The 23,710-nt window shown below is 72.0% G+C and carries 23 protein-coding genes; 14 read left to right on the top strand and 9 right to left on the bottom strand.

The genetic code is table 11. The features are described 5' to 3' along the window. The first annotated feature begins 554 nt into the window (after positions 1-554). Positions 555-1,712, top strand: a complete 1,158-nt coding sequence (locus tag OO67_RS14060; RefSeq protein WP_033300234.1) for an FAD-dependent monooxygenase — start codon at positions 555-557, stop codon at positions 1,710-1,712. On the opposite strand, the gene OO67_RS14055 is transcribed toward OO67_RS14060, so the two are convergent. After that, entirely contained in the window at positions 1,694-2,395 is a 702-nt protein-coding gene (locus tag OO67_RS14055) for a FadR/GntR family transcriptional regulator (RefSeq protein ID WP_033300233.1), read from the bottom strand. The two genes, OO67_RS14060 and OO67_RS14055, sit on opposite strands and share 19 nt — an antisense overlap. A gap of 164 nt (positions 2,396-2,559) precedes the next feature. Here OO67_RS14055 and OO67_RS14050 point away from each other — a divergent pair, with 164 nt between their 5' ends. From OO67_RS14050 to OO67_RS14035, 4 genes are all read left to right on the top strand, one after another. Beyond that, the gene (locus tag OO67_RS14050) at positions 2,560-3,519 is read left to right on the top strand and encodes a dihydrodipicolinate synthase family protein (RefSeq protein WP_033300232.1); all 960 of its coding nucleotides are present in this window, start codon (positions 2,560-2,562) and stop codon (positions 3,517-3,519) included. Continuing rightward, positions 3,516-4,460 (top strand): ROK family protein, encoded by a 945-nt coding sequence (locus OO67_RS14045; RefSeq protein ID WP_033300231.1) that lies wholly within the window; start codon positions 3,516-3,518, stop codon positions 4,458-4,460. The genes OO67_RS14050 and OO67_RS14045 overlap by 4 nt, the downstream gene beginning before the upstream one ends. Continuing rightward, a complete protein-coding gene (locus OO67_RS14040) occupies positions 4,457-5,137 on the top strand; it encodes an N-acetylmannosamine-6-phosphate 2-epimerase (RefSeq protein ID WP_033300230.1) in 681 nt (226 codons plus the stop codon). The genes OO67_RS14045 and OO67_RS14040 overlap by 4 nt, the downstream gene beginning before the upstream one ends. Positions 5,138-5,201: 64 nt before the next feature. Then, positions 5,202-6,662: a sialate:H+ symport family MFS transporter gene (locus OO67_RS14035; protein ID WP_033300228.1), complete on the top strand. Its 1,461-nt coding sequence runs from the start codon at positions 5,202-5,204 to the stop codon at positions 6,660-6,662. Between the two features lie 208 nt (positions 6,663-6,870). Here OO67_RS14035 and OO67_RS14030 read toward each other — a convergent pair whose 3' ends face one another. Further along, positions 6,871-7,602, bottom strand: a complete 732-nt coding sequence (locus tag OO67_RS14030; protein ID WP_033300226.1) for an SDR family oxidoreductase — start codon at positions 7,600-7,602, stop codon at positions 6,871-6,873. Positions 7,603-7,707: 105 nt separating this feature from the next. Here OO67_RS14030 and OO67_RS14025 point away from each other — a divergent pair, with 105 nt between their 5' ends. Next, positions 7,708-8,646 (top strand): LysR family transcriptional regulator, encoded by a 939-nt coding sequence (locus OO67_RS14025; RefSeq protein ID WP_078597895.1) that lies wholly within the window; start codon positions 7,708-7,710, stop codon positions 8,644-8,646. Here OO67_RS14025 and OO67_RS14020 read toward each other — a convergent pair. From OO67_RS14020 to OO67_RS14005, 4 genes are all read right to left on the bottom strand, one after another. Beyond that, positions 8,637-9,095 carry a MaoC family dehydratase gene (locus OO67_RS14020; protein WP_033300225.1) on the bottom strand — a complete coding sequence of 153 codons (459 nt, stop codon included), beginning with the start codon at positions 9,093-9,095 and terminating at the stop codon, positions 8,637-8,639. The two genes, OO67_RS14025 and OO67_RS14020, sit on opposite strands and share 10 nt — an antisense overlap. 31 nt (positions 9,096-9,126) lie before the next feature. Continuing rightward, positions 9,127-10,470, bottom strand: coding sequence for an MFS transporter (locus OO67_RS14015; RefSeq protein ID WP_033300431.1), 1,344 nt, complete (start codon positions 10,468-10,470; stop codon positions 9,127-9,129). Positions 10,471-10,611: 141 nt separating this feature from the next. Then, positions 10,612-11,838 carry an acetyl-CoA C-acetyltransferase gene (locus tag OO67_RS14010; RefSeq protein ID WP_033300224.1) on the bottom strand — a complete coding sequence of 409 codons (1,227 nt, stop codon included), beginning with the start codon at positions 11,836-11,838 and terminating at the stop codon, positions 10,612-10,614. Positions 11,839-11,955: 117 nt separating this feature from the next. Further along, positions 11,956-12,846 carry a LysR family transcriptional regulator gene (locus OO67_RS14005; RefSeq protein ID WP_033300222.1) on the bottom strand — a complete coding sequence of 297 codons (891 nt, stop codon included), beginning with the start codon at positions 12,844-12,846 and terminating at the stop codon, positions 11,956-11,958. Between the two features lie 155 nt (positions 12,847-13,001). Here OO67_RS14005 and OO67_RS14000 point away from each other — a divergent pair, with 155 nt between their 5' ends. From OO67_RS14000 to OO67_RS13985, 4 genes are all read left to right on the top strand, one after another. After that, the gene (locus tag OO67_RS14000) at positions 13,002-13,919 is read left to right on the top strand and encodes a CoA transferase subunit A (RefSeq protein ID WP_208861015.1); all 918 of its coding nucleotides are present in this window, start codon (positions 13,002-13,004) and stop codon (positions 13,917-13,919) included. Between the two features lie 26 nt (positions 13,920-13,945). Then, complete coding sequence (locus OO67_RS13995) at positions 13,946-14,725, top strand: CoA-transferase subunit beta (RefSeq protein WP_033300219.1); 780 nt, start codon at positions 13,946-13,948, stop codon at positions 14,723-14,725. Positions 14,726-14,793: 68 nt separating this feature from the next. Then, complete coding sequence (locus tag OO67_RS13990) at positions 14,794-16,329, top strand: 3-hydroxyacyl-CoA dehydrogenase (protein ID WP_033300217.1); 1,536 nt, start codon at positions 14,794-14,796, stop codon at positions 16,327-16,329. A 63-nt stretch (positions 16,330-16,392) separates the two neighbouring features. Further along, positions 16,393-16,788 carry a VOC family protein gene (locus OO67_RS13985; protein ID WP_033300215.1) on the top strand — a complete coding sequence of 132 codons (396 nt, stop codon included), beginning with the start codon at positions 16,393-16,395 and terminating at the stop codon, positions 16,786-16,788. Here OO67_RS13985 and OO67_RS13980 read toward each other — a convergent pair. From OO67_RS13980 to OO67_RS13970, 3 genes are all read right to left on the bottom strand, one after another. Further along, complete coding sequence (locus OO67_RS13980) at positions 16,725-17,483, bottom strand: helix-turn-helix domain-containing protein (RefSeq protein ID WP_033300214.1); 759 nt, start codon at positions 17,481-17,483, stop codon at positions 16,725-16,727. The two genes, OO67_RS13985 and OO67_RS13980, sit on opposite strands and share 64 nt — an antisense overlap. 81 nt (positions 17,484-17,564) lie before the next feature. Further along, positions 17,565-18,257, bottom strand: coding sequence for a DUF5701 family protein (locus OO67_RS13975; RefSeq protein WP_033300430.1), 693 nt, complete (start codon positions 18,255-18,257; stop codon positions 17,565-17,567). 113 nt (positions 18,258-18,370) lie between these two features. Next, positions 18,371-19,543, bottom strand: a complete 1,173-nt coding sequence (locus OO67_RS13970) for a YihY/virulence factor BrkB family protein (RefSeq protein WP_078597881.1) — start codon at positions 19,541-19,543, stop codon at positions 18,371-18,373. Between the two features lie 17 nt (positions 19,544-19,560). Here OO67_RS13970 and OO67_RS13965 point away from each other — a divergent pair, with 17 nt between their 5' ends. The 4 genes from OO67_RS13965 to OO67_RS40790 all read left to right on the top strand — a co-directional run bounded on the left by OO67_RS13965 (position 19,561) and on the right by OO67_RS40790 (position 23,622). Next, on the top strand, positions 19,561-21,198 hold the full coding sequence (locus tag OO67_RS13965; RefSeq protein WP_033300211.1) for an acyl-CoA dehydrogenase family protein: 1,638 nt from the start codon (positions 19,561-19,563) through the stop codon (positions 21,196-21,198). A 256-nt stretch (positions 21,199-21,454) separates the two neighbouring features. Further along, complete coding sequence (locus tag OO67_RS13960) at positions 21,455-22,747, top strand: GAF domain-containing protein (RefSeq protein WP_033300210.1); 1,293 nt, start codon at positions 21,455-21,457, stop codon at positions 22,745-22,747. Positions 22,748-22,789: 42 nt separating this feature from the next. Beyond that, positions 22,790-23,383, top strand: a complete 594-nt coding sequence (locus OO67_RS13955; protein ID WP_033300208.1) for a GNAT family N-acetyltransferase — start codon at positions 22,790-22,792, stop codon at positions 23,381-23,383. Positions 23,384-23,538: 155 nt separating this feature from the next. After that, the gene (locus OO67_RS40790) at positions 23,539-23,622 is read left to right on the top strand and encodes a putative leader peptide (protein WP_349817346.1); all 84 of its coding nucleotides are present in this window, start codon (positions 23,539-23,541) and stop codon (positions 23,620-23,622) included. Positions 23,623-23,710: the final 88 nt, after the last annotated feature.

Below are 23,710 nucleotides of genomic sequence, written 5' to 3'. Positions count from 1 at the left end.
CACTCCGCGTCCGGGACACACGTACGGGCTTCCGAAGGATTCGGCTCACCAGGACCACTACGGGCGCACCCCCTTGGTAACGTCGGGCGAGTGACCGACCCAGTCGATACGAACTCCACAGCGACCGCGTCGGACGGAATGCCCCCACTCCGTCACGCGGCGTAATTCACCGGCACATTCCTGCTCTTCTTCGGGATCACACTCGTTGTCGAGCTGTTCGGCCGGCTCGGGAGAAGGCCCACTGGGCTCTGTTCCTCGCCGAATCGTGCGTGGCCTGGCCGGGGGCGTACTGGCCGGCTGGATGTGCGTCGCCGCCCTGGCATAACCTGTCTGCGGCCCGGGAGATGGGCGGGCATCGCAGGCAGCGCGAACGGCAGGCCCCTCCTCCGGTCCGGGACGGCCCGGCCCTCCGGTACATCCGTGGGTGACGGACACGGGCTCCCGCCTGCCCCCGGCCCGGTCCGGGTGGTGCGAAGATGGGCGGCACCAGAAACTGACGGAACATCAGGGGACCCTGGACGGGCGGTGCCGACGTGGCGGCAACAGGCTTACGGATGGGCGTGGTCGGGGGCAGCATCGCCGGATGTGCCGTGGCGGTCGCGGGCGTCCGGGCGGGGGCGGAGGTCACCGTCTACGAGCGCAGCGACGGCGAACTCCGGGACCGGGGGCTGGGGATCGTCATCCCGCCCCCGCTGCATGAGCAGACGGTCGCCGCAGGTTATCTGGACGCCGCCATGCCGACCGCCCCCGTGGCGACCCGCGTGTGGCTGACCCGAGCGCCCGGAGAGCGGTCGGCCCGTGAGATCGCGCGCCGGCCCAGCCCTGTCACTCCGTGCAACTGGGGTCTGCTGTGGCAGTCGCTGCGTGCCTCCGCCACCGGCGCGCGCTATCACCGCGGCCGCCCCGTCACCTCCGTCGAGCGGACCCCCGCCGGGGGCGCCCTCGTCCGCACGGCCGACGGCGAGGAGACCTACGGCATCGTCGTGGGCGCCGACGGCCACGGTTCGCTCACGCGCCGCGTCCTCGCCCCTGACCTGCGCCCCTCCCCCGCCACGTACGCGGTGTGGCGCGGCACGCTTCCGGTGAGCGCGTCGGCGGAACACCGCCGGCCCCTGAGGCTGTTGCGTGAGGCCTGGGTGACGATCGGGTTCCCCGGCGGCCACGGCATCTTCTATCTGATCCCCCGGGGCGGCGGTGCCGGGCCGGACGCCCGTCTGCTGGCCTACGCGATCTACGCGACCCCACCCGGCCGCCCGCCGGTCGAGGTCGGATACGTACGGCAGCTGGCCGACGAGCACTTCCCCCAGGAGTGGGCGGAGATCGTGGCACGAGGCGAGCACACCGCCATGACCTGCCACCCCGTCACCGATCTGCACGCACCGAGCGCGGCCGAGCCGCCGTTCGTGCTGGCGGGCGACGCGGCGGGGGTGACCCGCCCGCACACCGCGAGCGGAGCGGTCAAGGCGTTGCAGGACGCCCTCTGCCTGGAGGAGGCGCTACGGACGTCCGCCTCACCCGCCGACGCGCTGCGGCGCTACGCCCGCGAGCGGACCCCGGAGGGGGCCCGGCTCGTCGAGCTGGGCCGGAGGCTGGGCCGCGCCCAGGTGGAACAGCCCCCTGACTGGACGGCGATGGACCAGGGTTCGGTGGACGCGTGGTGCCGCGCCACCCTGGCGGGCACGAGCAGCTATCTCTACGCCGACACCGACTGAGGGTCGAGGCGGCCCCTGATGCCGTCGAAGTGCGTACGCATCGCGCGCACCGCACGCACGCCGTCGGCCGCCGCGACCGCCTCGACGATCTCGTGGTGCTGGGCGCAGGTGACGGCCGGGTCCTGGTGACCGTCGTCCACATCCTCACGGACCCGGTCCATGGCAGCCCAGAACGCGTCGAGCACCTCACTGAGCAGGTGGTTGTCGAGGGAGGCGTAGAGCGCGAGGTGGAAGGCACGGTCGGTGGCACGGGCGACCCGGCCCCCCTGGGCGGCCTCGCTCTCCATCGTCGCGACCAGCCCCCGCAGCACGGCCAGGTCCCCGGCGGGGACGCCTGCCGTGACGGCACCGACCAGCCCGGTCTCCAACGCCTCGCGCACCTTCATCAGCTCCAGCAGACCCGGTTCGCCCTGCCGGTGCCGGACGGCGGCCCGGAAGGCCAGTCCTTCGGCGAAGGGCGACAGGGAGAGTGAGCCGACGAAGGTCCCGAAGCCACGCCGGATCTCGACGACGTTCATCGCCTGGAGCGCCTTGAGCGCCTCGCGCACCGAGACCCGTCCGGCCGAGAACAGCTCCATCAGCTCGGCCTCCGTGGGCAGCGGATCGCCCGGTCCGAGTCCGCGTTCGAGGATCAGTTCCTTGATCCTTCGCTCGATGTCCTGAGCCATGGTGGGGCGGGCCACAACGGTCCTCCTGAGGTGTCGCCGGCCTCCGGTGACTCTTGACCGGCCGCCGGGGCATCTGTTTAAGGTGAGGCCAGACATAGGACATCTTACGTCTCACGTCCCAGTTCCGCCTCCCCTTCCGGCGGCGGTCCGGCGTTCCGAACAAGCTGGAGCCCCTCACCATGCCCTTGATCTCACCGCTGCACGGCGTCGTGCCGCCGGTCTGCACACCTCTCGACGACCGCGGGGACGTCGACACGGCCTCCCTGACCCGGCTCGTCGACCACCTCGTCGACGGTGGGGTGCACGGGCTCTTCGCCCTGGGCTCGACCAGCGAGGTCGCCTATCTGACCGACGTCCAGCGCGCCACTGCTCTGGAGACCGTGGTCACCGCGGCCGCCGGACGCGTTCCGGTCCTCGCCGGGGTCATCGACACGACGACCGCCCGGGTCACCGGGCACGCACGGTCCGCCGCAGCGCTCGGCGCGGACGCCCTCGTCGCGACCGCGCCCTTCTACACCCGTACGCACCCGAAGGAGATCACCGGACACTTCCGGCGGCTGCGCGCCGCCGTCGACCTGCCGCTGTTCGCCTACGACATCCCGGTGGCCGTCCACTCGAAGCTCTCCGCCGCCCTGGTGCGCGAGCTCGCCGAGGACGGTGTTCTCGCCGGTCTCAAGGACAGCAGCGGCGACGAGGGCGGGCTGCGCCGGCTGATCGTGGAGCTCGGCGGGCGGGAAGGCCGGGCCCGGGGTCCCGTGCCGCACTTCAGAGTGCTGACCGGTTCCGAACTCACCGTGGACGCCGCGCTGCTGGCCGGAGCCGACGGTGTCGTGCCCGGGATCGGCAACGTGGATCCGGCCGGCTACGTCCGGCTGTACGACGCCGCGCGTGCCGGCGAATGGACGCTCGCCGCCCGGGAACAGGAGCGGCTCGTCGAGCTGTTCGGCATGGTCGACGTGGGCCCGGAGCAGGACATGGGCCGCAGCTCGTCGGCGCTCGGCTCCTTCAAGGCGGCTCTGTGGCTGCTCGGCGTCATCGAGGACGGCTCCACCGCCCTCCCCCAGATCCAGCTGTCCGCCGCATCGGTCGAACTGGTCGCGGAGCGGCTGCGCGGCGCCGGTCTGCCGCCCGTCCGATGAGTGCGGCGGCTACCGGGGCCGTGGTGATCGGTCTCGATCTCGGCGGCACGAAGATAGCGGCGGCGCTCTTCGCCGCCGACGGCACGGTACTGGCCCGGCACACCCGGCCCACCCCCGCCCGGGACGGAGCCGAGGCGGTACTCGACGCGCTCGCCGCAGCGGCGGCCGAGGTGGACCCCGGCCGGCTGGCCACGTTGCTCGGCGTCGCGGCCGCCGGAGTCGTCGACCCCCGCAGCGGAACGGTCACCAGTGCCACCGACTCGATCAGCGGCTGGACGGGCACCGCGCTCGGCGCCGGCCTCGCGGACCGTACCGGTCTCCCGGTGGCCTGCGACAACGACGTACGCGCCACCGCCGGTCCGGAACTCGCCGCGCTGCCGGACCGCTACGGTTCGCTCCTGTTCGCCGCCGTCGGCACGGGTGTGGGCGGTGCCCTCGCCGTCGACGGCCGGATGCTGCACGGCGCGTCCGGCATCGCCGGCCACCTCGGCCACCTGCCCAGCGAGGAGGCGGCCGGACTGCCCTGCACCTGTGGCGGCACCGGACATCTGGAGGTCATCGCCTCCGGCCCCGGCATCACCGCGCACTACGAGCGGCTCAGCGGCAGCCCGGCGGACCGGCTGGAAACGGTGGCCGCCCGTGCGGCCCGGGGCGAACAGGCCGCCGTACGCGCCGTCACCACGGGGGCGACGGCGGCCGGACGGGTTCTCGGCGGCCTCGCCAACGTGCTCGGCCCCGACCGGGTCGTCGTGGGCGGCGGGGTTCCCCGGATCGGCGCGCTGTACGGCGACGCGCTGGCCGCAGCGTTCGCCGCCGAGCTGATGCCGCCCCTGCGTGGGCTCGTCCCCGAGCCCCCTCTCTTCGGTCACGACGCCGCCGTACTCGGCGCCGCGGCTCTGACCACCGCCCTTCCCCTCCACCACCCGGGAGCCCTCCGATGACCGCACAGGATCTGGCCGACACCCTCCGGGGCAGACTGATCGTCTCCTGCCAGGCACCCCCCGGCGACCCGATGCGGGAGACCGCCACCCTGGTACGGCTCGCCCTCGCGGCCGTCGCCGGCGGAGGCTCCGCGATCCGGGCCAACGAGCCGGAGGTCGTCGCCGCCATCAGCGAGGCCGTCGACCTCCCCGTCATCGGCCTGTGGAAGGACGGTGACACAGGCGTCTACATCACGCCGACCGTCCGGCACGCCCTGGCGATCGTCGAGGCCGGTGCCGCCGTGGTCGCCGCCGACGCCACCGACCGGCCGCGCCCGGACGGTTCCACCTTCGAAGAGCTGGTCACCGCCGTGCACGCGGCCGGCGCCCTGGTCATGGCCGACGTCTCCACGCTCGCCGAGGGGGTCGCCGCCGCCGCGCAGGGGGCGGACTTCGTCTCCACGACCCTGTCCGGCTACGTGCCCGGGACCCCGCAGCGGACCGGCCCGGATCTGGACCTTGTGACATCCCTCTCGGGCTCGGTCTCTGTACCGGTCGTCGCCGAAGGCCGTATCAATACACCGGAGGAGGCTGCCGAGGCTCTCGCCCGCGGCGCCCACAGCGTCGTGGTCGGTACGGCCATCACCGCTCCCACCGCCCTGACCTCCCGCTTCGTCGCCGGCCTCGCCCGGCCCTGAGCAGCCTTCACCACGAGGGACAGCTGTCCGGCAACGAGACGCCGTCCCGCACCAGGAGCGCACCGTGCAGAAACCGACATCCACGCTCCCCTGGTACCGCGAGGTGAGCGGTACCCGGTGGAAGTCCTTCTTCGCCGCCTGGATCGGCTACGTCCTCGACGGCTTCGACTTCGTCCTCATCACGCTGGTCCTCACGGAGATCAGCGACGAATTCGGCCTGAGTACGGTGCAGGCCGCCAGCCTGATCTCCGGCGCCTTCATCACCCGCTGGCTGGGCGGCGCCGTACTGGGAGCCATCGGCGACCGGTACGGCCGAAAGCTCTCGATGGTGCTGAGCATCATGCTCTACTCGCTGGGCACGTTCGCCTGCGGATTCGCGTGGGACTTCCACAGCCTCTTCGCTGCCCGCCTCGCCATCGGCATGGGCATGGCCGGCGAGTACAGCGCCAGCGCCACGTACGTCATGGAGAGCTGGCCCGCCAGGGTCCGCAGCCGGGCCAGCGGCTTCCTCATCTCGGGCTTCTCGGTGGGTTCGGTGCTCGCGGCGCAGGTCTACAACTGGGTGGTCCCCTCGCTCGGCTGGCGGTGGATGTTCTACCTGGGCCTGATACCCATCGCGGTCGCGCTGTGGATGCGGCGCGCACTGCCGGAGGCCGAGGAGTGGGCCTCGGACGTCGCGGAGAAGGGTGCCAGGCCGAACCCTTTCCGGCCGCTGTTCCGCACGTCGCGGCTCACCGTGGTCAACACCGTCCTCGTCGTGGCCGCCACGCTCTCGCTGTTCCTGATCTTCACACCCGGCGGCGAGGGCCTCGTACCCCTGCTGTCGGTGGTCGCGGGGCTCTCCCTCGCGGCATTCGCGGTGCAGCTGGGCGGGAAGAAGAGCTGGCTGCTCTACCTCGCGATGATCGTGACGCTGTTCTTCGCCTTCCTGTACTCGTGGCCCATCCAGGCGCTGCTCCCCACCTACCTGAAGACCGAACTGGGGTACACCACCGACCAGGTCACCGACGTCCTCTACTTCGCGGGCTTCGGAACCATGGTGGGCTGCTGGGCGGCGGGCTTCCTGGGAGACCGGATCGGGGCGAAGAAGGCGTACGCGCTGACTCTGCTGGCCTCTCTGGCCTTCGTCTACCCGGTCTTCGCGGTGAAGGACGACCTGCTGCTGCTCGGCTGCCTGCTGTTCATGCTCCAGGCGACGAGCTTCGGTATCTCAGGGCTGCTGCCCCGCTACATCGGCGGCCACTTCCCGACGGCGAGCCGAGGGGCGGCGCTCGGCTTCACGTACAACGTGGGAGCGCTCGGCGGGGCCGTGGCTCCGGTGCTCGGGGCCGATCTGGCGTCCGGGATGGACCTGGGCCAGGCGCTCGCGGTGCTGACGTTCGCCGGGACGGTGATCGTGGTGCTGCTGGTCGGCTTCGACGTCCCCGCGCGGCTGAACCGGCTGACGGACCCGGACGCCCGGGCGGACCATCTGGCGGCCCCGGCCACGGCCCGGGATCCGGAGAAGGCCGAGCGCGCCGGATAGCGCCTGCGCGTGGAGCGACCTTGCCGGTGCCGAGGATGGCGATGTTCATGGTTCCTTCTGTGACGGGACAAACGATCCGTGATCCGTGTGCGGAGAACGCGGTGCCGGAAATTCCGTGGACGGGCACAGGCCGTGCGTGGACGGGCCGTGCGTGGACGGGCCGTGCGTGGACGGGCCGTGCGGCGGCGTCGCCGACGGTGCGGTGCCGTCACCAGGGCACGACGCCGGCGTCCTCGAAGAACCCTCCGGTGGGGCCGCTGTCGGGCAGGGTGGCCAGGCGGATGGCGGTCGATGCGCCTTCCTGGGGGCTGCGCACGCCGCGGAAGCCGTTGAGGTCGGTGGCGACGAAACCCGGGCAGGCGCAGTTGATGAGGATGCCCGTGCCGGCCAGTTCCTGGGCGTACTGCAGCGTGACCGCGTTCAGGAACGATTTCGAGGGAGCGTAAGCCACGGCCACCGGGCCGGTGGTGGTCTCGCTTCCCGGGCCGGACCGGCGGGTCAGGGAGCCGACGCTGCTTGACATGTTCACGATCCGCGGCGACGTCGCACGGCGCAGCAGCGGCAGCATGGCGTTGGTGACCCGGATGACGCCGATGACGTTGGTCTCCACGACCGTGCGGATGACGGCCGGGTCGACGGTGCTCGGTTGCTGCGGCCCGCCGCCGGTGATGCCGGCGTTGTTCACCAGGGCGTCCAGGTGCCCGGCACGTTCGGCGATCAGTTCCGCCGCCTCGGTGACGCTGTGGTCATCGGTGACGTCCAGCGGGACGGCGAAGGCGTCGACGCCGGCCCCGAGAAGTCCAGCCACCGCTTCATCCCGCCGGGTCCGGTCACGGGCGCCGATCCCGACGCTGTAGCCCAGCGCGCCCAGTCCCGCCGCGATCTGGTAGCCGATGCCCTTGTTCGCCCCGGTGACCAGGGCGGTCTTCGTTGCACTCATGTCTCGATGGTGCGGGCCTGTCCGCCGGAGCGTCCAACACCGCTCGGGTCATGAGCGATACCTCGTAGGTATCGATGGGTGGTGCTGCTCGCGTACCCTTTCCTGATGGAGTCACGTGAGCTGCGCTACTTCGTCGCCGTCGCTGAAGAGCTGCACTTCGGCCGGGCGGCGCAGCGGCTGAACATGGCCCAGCCGCCGTTGTCACGGGCGATCAGCCTGCTCGAACGCCGCTTGGGCGCCGAGCTGCTGCTGCGCACCAGCCGGTCGGTGACCCTGACCGAGGCCGGCACCGTCCTGCTGCGTGAAGGCCGTGCGGCCTTGGACGCTATGGAAGCCGCTGAGCACCGCACTCGACGTGCGGCCCTTGCGGCCGCCGGCCGGCCCGGTCTCGTCCTGGCCACCAAAGCCGGGGCCTCCGGCGAGCTGCTGGCGAAGTTGCTCGACGCCTACGCCGCCGATCCCGGATCGATCCGCGTCGACGTGGTGCTCTGTGCTCCCGGTGAGCAGGAACGGCTCCTACGCAACGGACGGGCGGACGTGGCGATACTGCACCAGCCGTTCGATGACACGACGGGTTTCGACACCGAGGAACTCCTCACCGAAGGGCAGATCGCGGTCCTGCCGGCCGGGCACGCGCTGACCACCCGCGAAAACCTGCGACTGAAGGACCTGACCGACGTGGAGGATCTGCCCGCGCCCCGCTGGCCTGGGCCCGACGGTACCTACCCCGCCGGCCCGGGCCCCGAGGTGCACAGCCACACGCAGCTCCTGCAGCTCATCTCCCTTGGCCGGACCTTGATGGTGGCGCCCGACTCCTGCCGCTCCCAACTGCGTGACGACGTGGTTGCCGTGCCGGTGACGGACGCACCGGAGGTGACCACGGTCATCGCCTGGCCTCCGCAGAGCCGCTCTCGAGCCGTCGCTGATCTCGGGCGGACATCACTCCGTCTCCGAAGCCTTCCGGACCAGGCTCCGCGACGGCCGGTGATGATGGCGACGGCCGGTCCGGCGTGGCCACGGGCCGCCGGAGCCCCTCAGGGGTAGAAGTGCGTCAGCGACTCGGCGACGCAGGCCGGCTTCTCCGAGCCCTCCAGCTCGAAGGTGAAGCCACGCGTCATCTGTACGCCGCCCCGCGCGACCTCGGTCACCCCCGTGACGGTGGCGTGCAGGCGGACACGGCTGCCCACGGGGACGGGCGCCGGGTACCTGACCCGGTTGACCCCGTAGTTGAGCGCGCGTCCCACGCCGCTCACCCGGAGCAGCTCGCCGAACATCGGGATGCCCCAGCTCAGCACCATGTAGCCGTGCGCGATGGTGCGCCCGTACGGGCCGGCGGCGGCGCGTTCGACGTCGGTGTGGATCCACTGGTGGTCCCCCGAGACGTGCGCGTAGGCGTCGATCAGCTCCTGGGTGACCTCCTTCCACTCCGAGTGTCCGAGGTCGCGCCCGCCGAGGGCGAGGATCTCCGGGATGCCGTGCACGGTCAGCGGCATGGGCGGTACTCCGTTCTGCGTGTACGGGCGGTCAGGCGGTGACGGGCGCGGTGCGGGGGGCGGCGACCGGCTCGGCGGCCTGCTCGTCGTGGTTGGGGCGCTTGAGCAGCAGGAGCATGCAGCCCAGGGTCAGCGCCACCTGGAAGACGGCGTACGCGATGACGGCGGTGATGGAGCCGGTCCGGTTGAGCAGGAACTGGCCGACGATCGGGGTCGTGCCACCGAGCAGGGTGCCGCAGAGCTGGTAGCAGAGCGAGATGCCGGTGTAGCGCAGGTGGGCCGGGAAGCGGCTGGCGAGCATTCCGGCGAGTGCCGCGTAGTAGAGGCAGTGGGGGATCGTGGCGACGGCGACACCGAGCATCGCGAGGCCGTAGTTCTCGGTGCTGATGAGGACGAACATGACCGGCATCAGGACCAGCTCGGGGACCAGCATCACGGTCACCGCGCGGGACCAGCTCTTCATCCGGGTGGCGATGAGGGCGCCGAAGGGCTGGACGATGATCTGGGTGATGTTGGCGACGAGGATGATCGTCAGGAACGAGCTGCGGTCGAAGTCGAGGGACGTGGTGGCCCAGGACAGGGCGAACGTCGACTTGAAGTACGTCGCGGACAGGCCGATGGTGCAGGCGCCGATGCCGAGGACGATCAGCATGGGGTGGCTGCGCAGGACCTCGGTCAGCGGGAGCTTGACGACTTCCTTCTTCTCGATGAGCTTGGCCATGGCCGGGGACTCGGCGACCTTCAGCCGGACCAGCAGACCCACCATGACGAGTGCGGCGGAGGCGAGGAAGGGCACCCGCCAGCCCCAGGAGACGAAGGCGTCGTCGGGCAGCTGGCTGATGGCGAGGAAGCTCACCGTGGAGAGGGTGTTGCCGACGGGCGATCCCTGCTGGGCGAACGCCGCGTACAGCACCGACTTGCCCTTCGGGGCGTGCTCGGACGCGATCAGGACGGAGCCGCCCCATTCGCCGCCGAGGCCGATGCCCTGGATCATGCGGATGAGGACCAGCAGGATCGGGGCGGCGACGCCGATGGAGGCGTAGCCGGGCAGCAGGCCGATCGCGGTGGTCGAGATGCCCATCATCAGCAGGGTGATGACGAGGGTCTTCTTGCGGCCGAGCCGGTCTCCGTAGTGGCCGAAGATGATGCCGCCGATGGGGCGGGCGAGGAAGCCGACCCAGAAGGTGGCGAAGGCGACCAGGGTGCCTATGGGGCCTTCCAGTTCGGGGAAGAACACCTTGTCGAAGACGAGCGCCGCCGCGGTCCCGTAGATGTAGAAGTCGAACCACTCGATGGTGGAGCCGATGAAGGCTCCGAACCCTGCGCGGTTGGCGGCTTTCGTTCGCTCGCGTGCGGTGGCGGTGGTCGCACTCATGGTGGCTCCCGTGAACTGGTGGAACAAGCGGATGGGGGCACGGCTGACCCGGCGTCGCCCGTGACGCCGTGGGGTCGCGTGGTGGAGAGGGGACGGAGAAGGGGACGGAGAAGGGGCGGAGCAGGGGACGGTGAAGGGGTGTCAGGAGGCGATGCGCTCGAAGACCGCGGCGAGGCCCTGGCCCCCGCCGATGCACATGGTCTCCAGCCCGTAGCGCACCTCGCTGCGGTGCATCTCCCGGCTGAGCGTGGCGAGGATGCGGGCGCCGGTGGCGCCGACCGGGTGGCCGAGCGAGACGCCGGATCCGTTGACGTTGATCCGCTGCTCGTGGTCCTTCTCGCCGAGGCCCAGCTCCCGGGTGCAGGCGAGGACCTGGGCGGCGAAGGCCTCGTTGATCTCGATCAGGTCGAGGTCGGCGAGGGTGAGACCGGCACGGCCGAGTGCGGCGTGGGTGGCCGGGACGGGGCCGATGCCCATCGTCGCGGCGGGGACACCCGCGCGGGCGAACGAGACCAGACGGACGAGCGGGGTGAGCCCGAGCCGTTCGGCGGTGGCGGCGCTGGTGACGAGACAGGCGGCAGCGGCGTCGTTCTGGCCGCTGGCGTTGCCCGCGGTGACCGTGGCCTCGGGGTCCGACTTGGCCATGATCGGGCGCAGCGCCGCGAGTTGCTCGGCGGTGGTGTCGGGGCGGGGGTGCTCGTCGGCGGTGACGACCGTGTCGCCCTTCCTGGTGCGTACGGTCACGGGGACGGTCTCCGCGTCGTAGCGCCCCTCCCGCACGGCGCGCGCGGCGCGGGCCTGCGAGCGCAGGGCGAGGGCGTCCTGGTCGGCGCGGCTGACGGAGTAGGCGCGGCGCAGGTTCTCCGCGGTCTCGATCATGCCGCCGGGGACGGGGTGGTGGACGCCGCCGGCGGTGACGCGGCCCCTGGCGAGCGAGTCGTGGAGCTGGAGGCCGGGGCCCTTGATGCCCCAGCGTCCGTCGTGCGTGTAGTAGGGGGCGGCGCTCATGACGTCGACGCCGCCCGCGATGACGACGTCGCTGAACCCGGCCCGGATCTGCATGGCCGCGTCGAGGACGGCCTGGAGGCCGGAGCCGCAGCGCCGGTCGGTCTGGATGCCGGTGACGGTCTCGGGGAGTCCGGCGTCCAGGGCGGCGACCCGGCCGATGGCGGGGGCCTCGGACGAGGGGTAGGCGTGTCCGAGGATCACCTCGTCCACCCGGTCCGGGTCGACCCCCGTGCGGGCGACGACCTCGGCGATGACGCGTGCGGCGAGTGCGGCGGGGGTCTGCTGGGCGAACGCGCCGCCGAAACGCCCGATGGGTGTGCGCAGCGGCTCGCAGATGACGACATCGGTCTGGTCGGGCACGGCGGAACACCTTTCGGCAGGGTTCGGATGTGTGGGGCGACCTTCGCACTGGACCACTGAGTCGGTCCAATATCGAGTTGCCTCACATTCAAGACGCCACACGTCTCAATCGGGCGTCTACGGCGTCGGCAGAGCCTCCTCGGCGACGGCGAGGACCGCACGGAGGGCCGCCGAGGGGTTGTCCGTACGCCAGGCGAGAGCGGCCTGGCGCCGGATGGGCGGGCCGGCCAGGGACCGGTAGACCAGCCCGTTCTGCTGGATGTGCCGGACGGAGGACACCGTGAGCGTGACTCCGACGCCCGCGGCGACGAGGGCCAGGATCGTGTAGGAGTCGGGGGCCTCCTGCACCACGCGCGGGTTGAAGCCGGTGGCCTCGCACGCCTGGACCATCGCGTCGCGCACGGTGGAGCCGGCGTTCGCGGGGAAGGAGACGAAGGGTTCGTCGGCGAGCACCCCGATGGGGATGCTCTCCAGGCGGGCGAGGCGGTGGTCGGAGGGCAGCGCGCACAGCAGTTCCTCCTCGTCGATCACCCGGTAGGCCACCCCGGGCTGGGTGACCGGGAGCCGGACGAACCCCAGGTCGAGGGAGCCGTCGGCGACCCGGGAGAGGGCGACGTTGGCGTACGTCTGGCCCTTCATGGCCAGCTCGATCCCGGGGTGGGCGGCCCGCACCGCCCGGGTCAGCAGGGGCAGCGTCTCGTGGCTGGAGGCGCCGGCGAAGCCGATGGTGACCCGGCCGTACTCCCCGCGTCCGGCGGCCTTGGCGGCCCGTACCGCCGTGTCGATGTCGTCGAGCACGGTCCGTACGGGCTCCAGGAAGGACTCCCCCGCGCTGGTGAGCCGAACCGAGCGGGTGTTGCGCTCGAAGAGCTGGACGCCGAGCTCCTTCTCCAGCTGCCGGATCTGCTGGCTGAGCGGGGGCTGGGCCATCTGCAGCCGTTTGGCGGCGCGGCCGAAGTGCAGTTCCTCGGCGACGGCGGTGAACGCGGTCAGATGACGCAGTTCCATCGGAGCTTTCCATTCATTAACCAAGGGTCTTGATCTGACCTTAATTTGGTATTGGACAGCAATCAATGGCCGCTGACACCGTAAGGGCGACCAGCACGCACTCGCCGAGGAGCACCGTGGAGCGGACGGATACGGCCGACGGGCCCAGCAAAGTCATGTCGATGAAGGAGGCCGTCGCCGCCTTCGTGCACGACGGAGCCACCGTCAGCATCGAAGGGTTCACCCACCTCGTCCCCACCGCCGCCGGGCACGAGATCATCCGCCAGGGCCGCAAGGACCTCACCGTCGTACGGATGACGGCGGACATCGTGGTGGACCAGATGATCGCCGCGGGCTGCGTCTCGCGGCTGGTCTCCTCCTTCGTGGGCAACTCCTCCGCCGGTTCGCTCGGTGAGCTGCGGCGCAGGATCGAGCGCGCCGATCCGGCTCCGCTCGCGTTCGAGGAGTACAGCCACTACGGGATGGTCTGCCGCTACCTCGCGGGCTCCCAGCGGCTGCCCTTCTACCCGCTGCGCAGCTACGGCGGCAGTGATCTGCCGGGCGTCAACAGCGACCTGCGCAAGGTGACGTCGCCCTACCCCGGGCCCGACGGCGAGCAGGAGCAGATCTACGTCGTGCCGCCCGTGAACCCGGACGTGACGATCATCCACGCCCAGCGGGCCGACCGTCGGGGCAACACCCAGATCTGGGGGCTGACCGGCATCCAGGCCGAGGCGGTGTACGCGGCGGACAAGGCGATCGTCGTCGTCGAGGAGATCGTCGAGGACGAGGTGGTCCGCTCCGATCCCAACCGCACACTGGTCCCGTCCCACGCCGTGGACGCCGTCGTCGTCTGCCCGCGCGGCGCGCACCCGTCCTTCGCGCAGGGGTACTACGACCGCGACAACGCCTTCTACCGGGCCTGGTCGCACATCAGCAGGGATCCGGAGCGGCTGCGGGAGTGGCTGGCGGAGTGGGTGTACGGGACGGCCGACCACGCCGAGTACGTCGACAAGCTGGGTGAGGACTTCTGGGCGGGGCTCGCCGTGGGCGAGGCGCTCAGCGAACCGGTGAACTACGGGCGGCGGCTGTGAACGCGCCGCCGGGGAAGGAACGGACCATGACCACCACCGCACCGGAGGCAGCCGCCACCTCGTCCGAGCTGCTCTCCGTCGTCGCTTCCCGTGAACTGGCCGCCCGCCGCACGGTGTTCGCCGGCATCGGGCTGCCGACGCTGGCCACCGAGCTCGCCCGTCTGACGGTCGCGCCGCAGATCGAGGTCGTGTACGAGTCCGGGGTCTGCGGGGCGCACCCCTCGCATCTGCCGGAGACCATCGCGGACGCGGTCCTCATCTCGGGCGCGGAGGCCGTGCTGTCGATGCCGGCGCTGTTCGGCTGCGTGCTCCAGGGCGGCCACATCGACGTGGGATTCCTCGGCGCCGCGCAGATCGACCGGTGGGGGAACCTGAACACCTCCGTCATCGGCGACTGGGAGAACCCCACGGTGCGGCTTCCCGGTTCGGGCGGCGCCATCGAGGTGATGGCCAACTCCCGCGAGGTGTTCGTGGTGATGCGCCGGCACGACCCACGCTCCTTCACGGAGACCCTGGACTTCTGCACCACACCGGGCCCGGACCGCGCGATCGCCGAGGGCATCCGGCCGCTGGGCGCGGGAGTCACCCGGGTCATCACCGAACTGGGCATCCTGGCCCGCTCCGGCGTCGGGGAGGAGCTCCGGCTCGTCGCCGTACAACCGGGTGTGACGGTGGAACAGGTCCGGGAGGCCACCGGCTGGGACCTCCGGGTCGCCGGTTCCGTCGGGACCGTGCCCCCGCCGACCGGGGCGGAACTGCGCCTCCTGCGCGAGGATGTCGACCCCGGCCGGGTCTACCTTCGCTGAGACCGGCCTCATCCGGCCGCGCTGCCTTAGCTGACATCGACCACACCTGCCGAGAGGACGTAACCGCCATGCGTATCAGGATCGTCGGAGCCGGAGCCATGGGCCGGGGCATCGCCCAGTGGGCCGCTTCGGCCGGGCACACCGTCGAGCTCTGTGACGTCCGGACCGAGGCGGTGACAGCTGCCGTGGACTTCGTACGGTCCATGCTGGAGCGCGCGGTCCAGAAGGGCCGGATGTCCGCCGGGGACTCCGCCGCGGCCCTGGAACGGCTGGTCCCGCTGGACGACCCGTGGGCGCCGGGCCCCGAGGTCGAGCTGGTCATCGAGGCCGTACGGGAGGACCTGGACACCAAGGCCGAGGTCTTCGGGAAGCTGGAGGAGGCCCTGCCGGACTCCACGGTCTTCGCGACCAACACCTCGTCCCTTTCGGTGACCCGGATCGCCGCCTCGCTGAGGGACCCGGGGAGGCTGGCGGGGCTGCACTTCTTCAACCCCGTGCCGCTGATGAAGATCGTCGAGGTCGTGCCGGGCGCCGCCACCCGTCCCGGGATCCCGCCGGCTCTCACGGAGCTGGTCGAGAGCTGCGGGCACCGCGCGGTCACGGTCGCCGACACCCCTGGCTTCCTGGTCAACCACGCCGGGCGTGGGCTGGTGACGGAAGCGCTGGCACTGCTGGAGGAGTCCGTCGCGGATCCGGCCGGGATCGACCGGATCGCCAGGGACGTCCTGGGGCTGCGCATGGGTCCCTTCGAACTGATGGACCTCACGGGGCTCGACGTCACGGCCGCCGTGATCGACTCGATCTGGCAGGGCTTCCGCCACGAGGACCGGCTCCGCCCCTCCTACCTCACCCCGAACCGGGTGACCGCCGGCCTGCACGGCCGCAAGACCGGACAGGGCTGGTTCGCCCACGGCCCCGAGGCGGCCCTCCCGGCCCCGGAGCCGCCGGTGACGGGCGACGCGGACCGCCCGGTGTTCGTCGCGGGCGGCGAGGACGCCGCAGGTCTGCGGACCGCACTGGCCGCCGCCGGGGCCACGGTCGAGAGCGGCCCGCAGCCCACCGACGGCGCCCTGGTCCTCGTGCCCGTGTGGGGCACCACCGTCGCAGCGGCGGTGGCCTCGCTGGGACTGCCCGCCCCACGCACCTTCGGCGTCGACCCGCTGGCCCCGGCCGGCCGTCGCCGGGTACTCGCGGTGACGCCCGCGGCCGATCCGGCCGCCGCGCGGGACGCCCGCGCCGTCCTGGCCCGTGCTGCGGACGGCGGGGAGCCGTGGGCCGTGTCGGTGGTCCGGGACACAGCGGGTTCGGTGGCACAGCGGCTGCTCGCCTCGGTGGTCTCGGTCGCCGCTTCGATCGCGGAGCGCTCACTGGCCGCCCCGGCGGACATCGACCTCGCCGTGACGGCCGGCCTCGGTTATCCGGCCGGCCCGCTGGCCTGGGGCGACCGGATCGGCGCCGCCCGGATGCTGGACCTCCAGCGGGCCCTGCACGCCACCACCGGCGACCCGCGGCACCGGCCGACCCGCTGGCTCACCGAACGCGCTCAGCTGGGCATGCCCCTGACGGAGCCTGGCACCTCGCCGGCGGCCTGCGTACAGCGGTGACCGCTCCGGGCCGTGACCGTTTCGTACAAGACCCGGTCACGGCCCCCGGCATACGGTCGGTCCATGACTCCACGACTCGACGCGATCTCCGTCACCACCGCCGACCTGGCCGCATCACTCGCCTTCTACCGCAGGCTCGGCCTCGACATCCCCGCCGGCGCCGAATCGGCCCCCCATGTCGAACTGGTCCTCCCCGGCGGGCAGCGCCTGATGTGGGACACCGAGGACGTCGTCCGCTCCTTCGAACCCGACTGGCAGGGGTCGAAGGGCGGTGAGCGCCTCGGGCTCGCCTTCCTCTGTGACGGTCCGGGCGAGGTCGACTCGGTGTACGCGGACCTGACCGGTGCCGGCTACCAGGGCCATCTGGAGCCCTGGGACGCCGTGTGGGGGCAGCGCTACGCCGTGGTCCTGGACCCCGACGGCTGCGCGGTCTCGCTGTTCGCGGCCAACCCCGCGTAGCCCGTCGCGGCCAGATATCCCCCGAGTGTCGTACCGGCCAGGTCCCGCATCTCACGGGCCAGATGCGCCTGGTCCGTACAGCCCGCCGCGTACGCGGCCTCGGCGTACGGCGTTCCCGCCCGTACGAGGTCCAGGGCGCGCTGCAGCCTGAGGACCCTGGCCAGTGTCTTGGGCCCGTAGCCGAAGGCGGTCAGGGACCGGCGGTGCAGCTGGCGGGCGCCGAGGCCGACCGCCCGCGCGACGGCGGCCACGGAGCGTCCCTGCCGCAGCTGCGAGGCGACGGACACCGTCAGCGGGTCGGGGGCGTCGGAGTCGGCCGCCCTGCGCAGGGCGACGTCCTCGAGCGCGGCGGCGGGGTCGGGGGCCGCGCCGATCCGCTCGGTCAGTCCGCGGACCAGCCCGCCGGGCCAGAGCGCGTCGAGGGCCACGCGCCGGTCGCGCAGTTCGTGCGCCGGGACGCCGAGGAGCGCCGGTGCGGTGCCCGGCGCGAAGCGCACCCCGGCGCAGATGCCCACGGTCCCGTCCGGGCTGAAGGCGTGGGTGTCGGGGCCCGCCACCATCAGCCTGCCGCCGTTCCAGAGGAGGTCCATGCAGCCGTCGGGGAGCACGGGCCGCGCCGGGTCACGCGGGCCGGACCAGGTCCAGACGGTCGCCCCGTCGAGGCGTGACGCCCACTCCGCGTATCCGTCGCCCATGCCCACCACGCTATGCCCTGCCCGCGGTCCCGCTCAAGCAGGATCCGGCCCGGCGGCGGGATGCCGGAAAGGGGGCGAGGGTCAGCCTTCCACGGCCGGGCCCGGACGGACGTCCCGCCCCGCTGCCGACGCGAAGCCGAGCCAGGTGTGCCGGTTGCCGGCCCAGCACCAGCCGACCTTGGGGGCGTCGCGCCGCTCACGGCCGTCCCGCCCGGAGCCGTTGCTGATCCAGAGCGCGGGGGTGCGGGCGTCCAGGGCGTTGTCCGCCTTGCGCAGCCGGGAGCCGATGGTCATGAAGCAGTGGTTCCGCTCCAGGACGGCGGGCTGTTGCAGCACCCAGGTGATGCCCTCGGTGAGCAGCAACGGGGTGCGGGCCTGCGCGGTGAGAGCGGGCAGCGCCTCGTTCGGGCTCCAGTTGGCCATCCCGTCCCCGCGGTCGAGTCCGGTGACGAGGTAGAGCGGCGCGTCGGGCAGCGCGAGGGTGTCGAGCGGGGCGAACAGGTCGACGTCGGGCATGTCGGTGACGACGAAGCCCGGCTTGCCCTCGCGGCGCAGCAGTGGCGTCAGGGCGGAGGCGGGGGCCCGGCCGGGGTGGACCGCGAGCAGTGTTCCGTCGTCGGCGGAGGCGTCGGCGGTCCCGGCGAAAGCCCGCAGCGTGGCGGCGGGAAGCCCCGCGATCTCGTGCACGCCGAGTTCGATCAGGCGCTCGGCCTGCACGCTCGGTGCCGGCAGGGCGGGCAGGACGGTGGAGGCCGAGGAGACGGTTTCGGGCACGATGCTCCCAGGGACGACGTCGTGGGCGGGCTCGGAACCCAACGCGGCAACGTGCCGGAGAGTTCCCGTTCCCGGCGTCCCGCACCCGCTGGGCCGGGATGCCGCGCCGGGCACTAGGACTCCGGGCCCCCGCGGTCCGTCCCGGGCCGGTGGTTCCGGTCGTCCTTCGTGTCCCGGTTCCCGTGCAGCCGGGACACCACGTCGTCCGGTGGCAGGAAGCGCGACCAGCGCTCCGGGAACTCGGAGGGCATGGACACGTCCTCCTCGTCGTCCTCGGCGTACGCGTCCCAGTTCGCCGCCTGGGTACGGGCCACGAGCTCAGCGGCCTGCTGGGCCCGGACCCGCTCGGTGGCGGCGCGGGCCGCGGCGGTGGCGAGCGAGGGCCAGACGCGGTCGATCGCCGCGTTGACGGCGGCACCCACGAGTACGGCGAAGGCGGAGATGCCTATCCACAGCAGGACGGCGATGGGTGCTGCCAACGAGCCGTAGATGGTGGGGCCTTCCACCGTGTTCGTGAGGTAGATCCGGAGCAGGAAGCTCCCCAGCACCCACATCCCGAGCGCCATGAGCGCCCCGGGCACATCCTCTATCCACGGCGAACGTACGGGGACGGACACGTGGTAGAGCGTCGTCAGGAACGCGATGGACAGCAGTATGACCAGCGGCCAGTACATGACCGCGAGCACTTCGGTGCCCCAGGGGACGAACTCCACCACCCGGTCGGGACCGACCACCAGCAGGGGGAGCACCACCGCGCCCAGCAGCAGCGCGACCACGTACAGCAGGAACGCCAGGAGCCGGGTCTTGACGATGCCGCGGTGGCCGTCGAGTCCGTACATCACGGTAATGGTGTCGATGAAGACGTTCACCGCGCGCGAGCCGGACCAGAGGGCGATCGCGAATCCGATGGAGATGACATCGGGGCGCGCCCCGGTGGTGACGTCGGCTATGAGGGGTTTGGCGATCTGGTTGACGCCCCGCTCCGACAGGACCGTCTGCACGGCACCGAGGATGTTGCGCTCGATGGAGGCGACCGTGGTGGTGGCCGTCCAGTCGTCCACGTAGCCGAGGAGCCCGATCAGACCGAGCAGCAGGGGAGGCAGGGACAGCAAGGTGAAGAACGCCGCCTCGGCGGCGAGGCCCAGGATGCGGTACTCGATGCACGAATTGACCGTGTCCTTGAGCAACTGCCACGCCATCTGCCGCTTCGATACGTTGCGGTAGAGGACTCGAGCCCGGTGGAGCCGACCCGGTGGCCGCTCGGGTGTTTCTTTTGCTGCCTGCACGTCCTTACCGTATCGGCATGGCACCTAGCACTCACACAGTGACCAACCAGGTTCCGCCGCTGGTCGGCTATGACGTCTTCGCGGCCGACCGGGCGCTGACGGAGGCCGTCGAACGGCACGTCACGCCCGGAATCCTCGACGAGGTCCGGGGGGAACTCGGCTCGCTGGGCCGGTCCGCCGGTTCCGCCCAGGCGCAGGCGTGGGGTGCGCAGGCGAACGACAACCCGCCGGCACTGCGTACGCACGACCGCTACGGGCACCGCCTCGACGAGGTCGAGTTCCACCCGGCCTGGCACCGGCTCCTGGGGCACGCCGTCTCGGCCGGGCTGACCGACGCCTGGGGCAGGCCGGACGGGCACGTCCGGCGGGCGGCCGGCTTCCTGGTGTGGACCCAGGCCGAGGCGGGCCACGGATGCCCGCTGTCGATGACGCACGCGGCGGTCCCGGCGCTGCGCACGGATCCGGCGCTGGCGGCGGAGTGGGAGCCGCTGCTGACCTCCCACGTGTACGAGGAGGGGCTGCGGCCCGCCTCCCAGAAGGCCGGCGCGCTCTTCGGGATGGGCATGACGGAGAAGCAGGGCGGCACCGACGTGCGGTCCAACACCACCCGCGCCGAACCCCTGGCCGGGGACGGGGAGTACCTCCTCACCGGCCACAAGTGGTTCTGTTCGGCGCCCATGTCCGACGGTTTCCTGGTGCTGGCGCAGGCGCCGGGCGGTCTGAGCTGCTTCCTCGTACCGAGGGTCCTGCCGGACGGCGCCCGCAACGTGTTCGCGATCCAGCGGCTCAAGGACAAGCTGGGCAACAGGTCCAACGCCTCCGGCGAGGTGGAGTTCGACGGGACGTGGGCCCGCCGGGTCGGCGAGGAGGGGCGCGGGGTGCGCACCATCATCGAGATGGTGGCGGCCACCCGGCTGGACTGTGTGGTCGGTTCGGCGGCACTGATGCGCCAGGCGGTGGCGCAGGCGATCCACCACTGCGCCTACCGCAGCACGTTCGGCGGGCTGCTGATCGAGAAGCCGCTCATGCGCAACGTGCTGGCCGACCTGGCCCTGGAGTCGGAGGCGGCCACGACGCTCGCGCTGCGGCTGGCCGCCGCGTACGACGCGGACACGGAGGAGGAGCGGGCCTTCCTGCGGATCGCGGTGCCGGCCGCCAAGTACTGGGTGACGAAGCGGTGCACCCCGGTGGTCGGTGAGGCCCTGGAGTGTCTCGGCGGCAACGGGTACGTCGAGGAGTCCGGGATGCCCCGGCTGCTGCGCGAGGCCCCGCTCAACTCGATCTGGGAGGGCTCGGGCAACGTCCAGGCGCTCGATGTGCTGCGGGCACTGCAGCGTGAGCCGCAGGCGCTCGACGCCTTCCTGCGGGAGGTCGGTAAGGCGCGGGGCGCGGACCACCGGCTCGACGCCGCGATCAAGGACCTGTTGACGGAACTGGCGGATCTGGACGCCGTCGAGGCACGGGCGAGGCGGCTGGTGGAACGGATGGCCCTGGTGCTGCAGGGCTCGCTGCTGCTGCGCTGGGCACCGCCGGAAGTGGCGGACGCCTTCTGCGCGTCACGGCTGGGAGGGGACTGGGGCTCCGCCTTCGGGACGCTGCCGCACAGTCTGGATCTGGCCACGGTCGTGGAGCGGGCGCGGGCACAGGAAGGCTAGGACACGAACGACGGAGGGTGGTGCTGCGCCGACACGGCACCACCCTCCACGCTTCTGCACCACCGCGCGGCAGGTCGAGGACCCCCTCACGGTGTTCCGCCACTCTCGTACGGCCTGTGATCCGTCACCAGAGTTGCAAAGGGTTGCAACCATTGCGTGGAGTGCGAGTCACGGGCACCCTTGCACGGCAGGATGGGTCCTCCGGGCCGGGTTTCTCCGTCCCGGACCGGGCCCACGCCTTGTTGGGGGGACCGTCATGGATTCACGCCCTGCCGCGCCGGAGCGGCCGGGAACCGCCTCGCGACCCGCGGTGGCCGAGCGCCTGGTCCACCGCGCGCGGGAGGCCAGGCTGGCGGGTGAGCGTACGGCGGCGGCCCCCCGCGCGGAGATCGACGCGTCCTGGGACCGCGTGCTGCGCAGCGGGATCGACCCGGAGCAGTCACCGGAGAGCAGGCTGCTGGAGACGGACGAGATCGAGCACCGGCGCAGGGGCACGGCGCTCGGTGAGGTCATGCCGCTGCTGCGGGAGGGGCTGGCCACCATCGCGGACGCCTCGCAGCAGATCATGGTCGTCACCGACACCGAGGGCCGGGTCCTGTGGCGTCAGGGGCATGCTGCCGTGATGCGCCGGGCCAAGGACATCTGTCTGGAGGAGGGGGCCGCCTGGGCGGAGTCGGCGACGGGGACGAACGCCATCGGTACGGCGCTCGCGGCGCGCACGCCCATCAAGGTCCACTCCGCCGAGCACTTCATCCGCGCCCTGCACGGCTGGACCTGTGCGGCGGCCCCGGTGCGCGACCCCCGGGACGGCCGGCTGATGGGCATCGTCGACATCAGCGGGCCCGCGTCCACCTTCCACCCGGCCACACTGGCGCTGGTCGGATCGGTGGCGGCGCTGGCGGAGAGCGAGCTGCGCAGCAGACACCTGGTGGCGATCGAGCGGCTGCGCGCGGTGGCCGCTCCGCTCCTGTGCCGGCTGGGCGGCCGCGCGCTGGTGGTGGACACCCACGGCTGGCTGGCCGCCGTCAGCGGGATGCCGCCCGTGGACCGGCTGCCGCTGCCGAAGTCGCTGGCGCCGGGAGCGGTGTGGCTGGCCTCGCTCGGGATGTGCAGGGTGGAGCCGCTGCCCGGCGGCTGGCTGGTACAGGTCGCTGAGGGCGGGCAGGAGCGCTCGCCGCGCAGGGTGGTGCTGGACCTGAGCCGGGAACGGGGGCTCGCGGTCCACGTGGCGGGTCCGGTGGGCAGCTGGACGCGCCGGCTCTCGCCCCGCCACGCCGAGCTGCTGTACGCGCTGGCCCTGCACAGGGAGGGGCGCACCGCGGCGGAGCTGGCGGAGGACGTGTTCGACGACGCGACCAGGACGGTGACGGTCCGGGCCGAGATATCCCGGATGCGCCGCCATCTCGCGGAGGTTCTGGAGCACCGGCCGTACCGGTTCCGCGAGGGGGTCGCCGTGGAGGTGGTCCACCCTGACGTACCGGCCGACCTGCTGCCCCGCTCGACGGCTCCGGTGGTGCTCAGGACGCGGACGCCGGCGGGGACGGCCTGACCCGCCTTCGGCCGGCGGGCGGAGCCGTGATTCTCTGACGCCATGAGCAACGCCACGCACACCACCGCTCCCCTCTCCGAGGTGACCGTCTGGTACCTGGAGCAGACATCGCCCGCCGACCTGAGCCCCGCCGCCGCCCCCGAGGGCCCGGTGACGGTCGTACGGTCGGAGACGCCGCTGCCTGAGTTCAGCCGGTTCCTGTACACGGCGGTGGGCGGTGACATCCGGTGGACCGACCGGCTGGGCCTCACCTACGCGCAGTGGCGGGAGATCCTGGAGCGGCCGGGGGCCGAGACGTGGGTGGCCTACGAGAAAGGGACCCCCGCCGGGTTCATCGAACTCGGCCCCCAGGAGGACGGGGCGGTCGAGATCTCCTACTTCGGCCTGATCCCCGCGTTCCGGGGACGCCGGATCGGCGGGCACCTGCTGTCCTACGGCGTGGCGCGGGCCTGGGACCTCGCTGAGCGGCACCCGGAGCGGACCCCGACCACACGGGTGTGGCTGCACACCTGCTCGGACGACGGCCCGCACGCGATGGACAACTACCTGCGGCGCGGATTCCGGCTGTTCGACACGAAGACCGAGCAGGAGCCCGAGGTCGCAGCCCCCGGCCCCTGGCCCGGTGCGCACGCCTGATCGCACGCCCTTGGACCGCTTTGCCCACACGGCATTGTCGCCTTGTCGACAGGGCGGGAGTGACCGACGCCACAAGGTCTCATATTTCGGGACCATCTCGTCCACATGTTGGATCGTGGTGGACTGGCCCGAGATCCGCGTGACACGCTTCCGTCATGTCTGGAACTGGAATTGCCTTGGTGAGTCGGCGGCACGTCGACCTCGGCCGCATGTCCAGCGCCATCTGTCCGGTCCGCTGAGGATCTCCAGCACCGCGATCTCCTGATGTTCCGCTCCACCCCTGCGCACCGCCGCGCCTCACGCGAGTGTGCAGTTCAGAGCCGCCCT

The organism is Streptomyces atroolivaceus (assembly GCF_000717025.1).
Lineage (GTDB): Bacteria > Actinomycetota > Actinomycetes > Streptomycetales > Streptomycetaceae > Streptomyces > Streptomyces atroolivaceus.
This window is presented reverse-complemented; position numbering and strand designations above follow the sequence as displayed.

Bases quoted from the DNA above. Each gene is read 5' to 3' on its own strand.
- OO67_RS14005 (WP_033300222.1), bottom strand. From the start codon at position 12,846: ATGGAACTGCGTCATCTGACCGCGTTCACCGCCGTCGCCGAGGAACTG.
- OO67_RS14040 (WP_033300230.1), top strand. From the start codon at position 4,457: ATGACCGCACAGGATCTGGCCGACACCCTCCGGGGCAGACTGATCGTC.
- OO67_RS14025 (WP_078597895.1), top strand. From the start codon at position 7,708: ATGGAGTCACGTGAGCTGCGCTACTTCGTCGCCGTCGCTGAAGAGCTG.
- OO67_RS14030 (WP_033300226.1), bottom strand. From the start codon at position 7,602: ATGAGTGCAACGAAGACCGCCCTGGTCACCGGGGCGAACAAGGGCATC.
- OO67_RS14050 (WP_033300232.1), top strand. From the start codon at position 2,560: ATGCCCTTGATCTCACCGCTGCACGGCGTCGTGCCGCCGGTCTGCACA.
- OO67_RS13960 (WP_033300210.1), top strand. From the start codon at position 21,455: ATGGATTCACGCCCTGCCGCGCCGGAGCGGCCGGGAACCGCCTCGCGA.
- OO67_RS14045 (WP_033300231.1), top strand. From the start codon at position 3,516: ATGAGTGCGGCGGCTACCGGGGCCGTGGTGATCGGTCTCGATCTCGGC.
- OO67_RS14000 (WP_208861015.1), top strand. From the start codon at position 13,002: ATGTCGATGAAGGAGGCCGTCGCCGCCTTCGTGCACGACGGAGCCACC.
- OO67_RS13955 (WP_033300208.1), top strand. From the start codon at position 22,790: ATGAGCAACGCCACGCACACCACCGCTCCCCTCTCCGAGGTGACCGTC.
- OO67_RS14060 (WP_033300234.1), top strand. From the start codon at position 555: ATGGGCGTGGTCGGGGGCAGCATCGCCGGATGTGCCGTGGCGGTCGCG.
- OO67_RS13985 (WP_033300215.1), top strand. From the start codon at position 16,393: ATGACTCCACGACTCGACGCGATCTCCGTCACCACCGCCGACCTGGCC.
- OO67_RS13965 (WP_033300211.1), top strand. From the start codon at position 19,561: ATGGCACCTAGCACTCACACAGTGACCAACCAGGTTCCGCCGCTGGTC.
- OO67_RS14020 (WP_033300225.1), bottom strand. From the start codon at position 9,095: ATGCCGCTGACCGTGCACGGCATCCCGGAGATCCTCGCCCTCGGCGGG.
- OO67_RS13990 (WP_033300217.1), top strand. From the start codon at position 14,794: ATGCGTATCAGGATCGTCGGAGCCGGAGCCATGGGCCGGGGCATCGCC.
- OO67_RS13980 (WP_033300214.1), bottom strand. From the start codon at position 17,483: ATGGGCGACGGATACGCGGAGTGGGCGTCACGCCTCGACGGGGCGACC.
- OO67_RS13995 (WP_033300219.1), top strand. From the start codon at position 13,946: ATGACCACCACCGCACCGGAGGCAGCCGCCACCTCGTCCGAGCTGCTC.
- OO67_RS14015 (WP_033300431.1), bottom strand. From the start codon at position 10,470: ATGAGTGCGACCACCGCCACCGCACGCGAGCGAACGAAAGCCGCCAAC.
- OO67_RS40790 (WP_349817346.1), top strand. From the start codon at position 23,539: ATGTCTGGAACTGGAATTGCCTTGGTGAGTCGGCGGCACGTCGACCTC.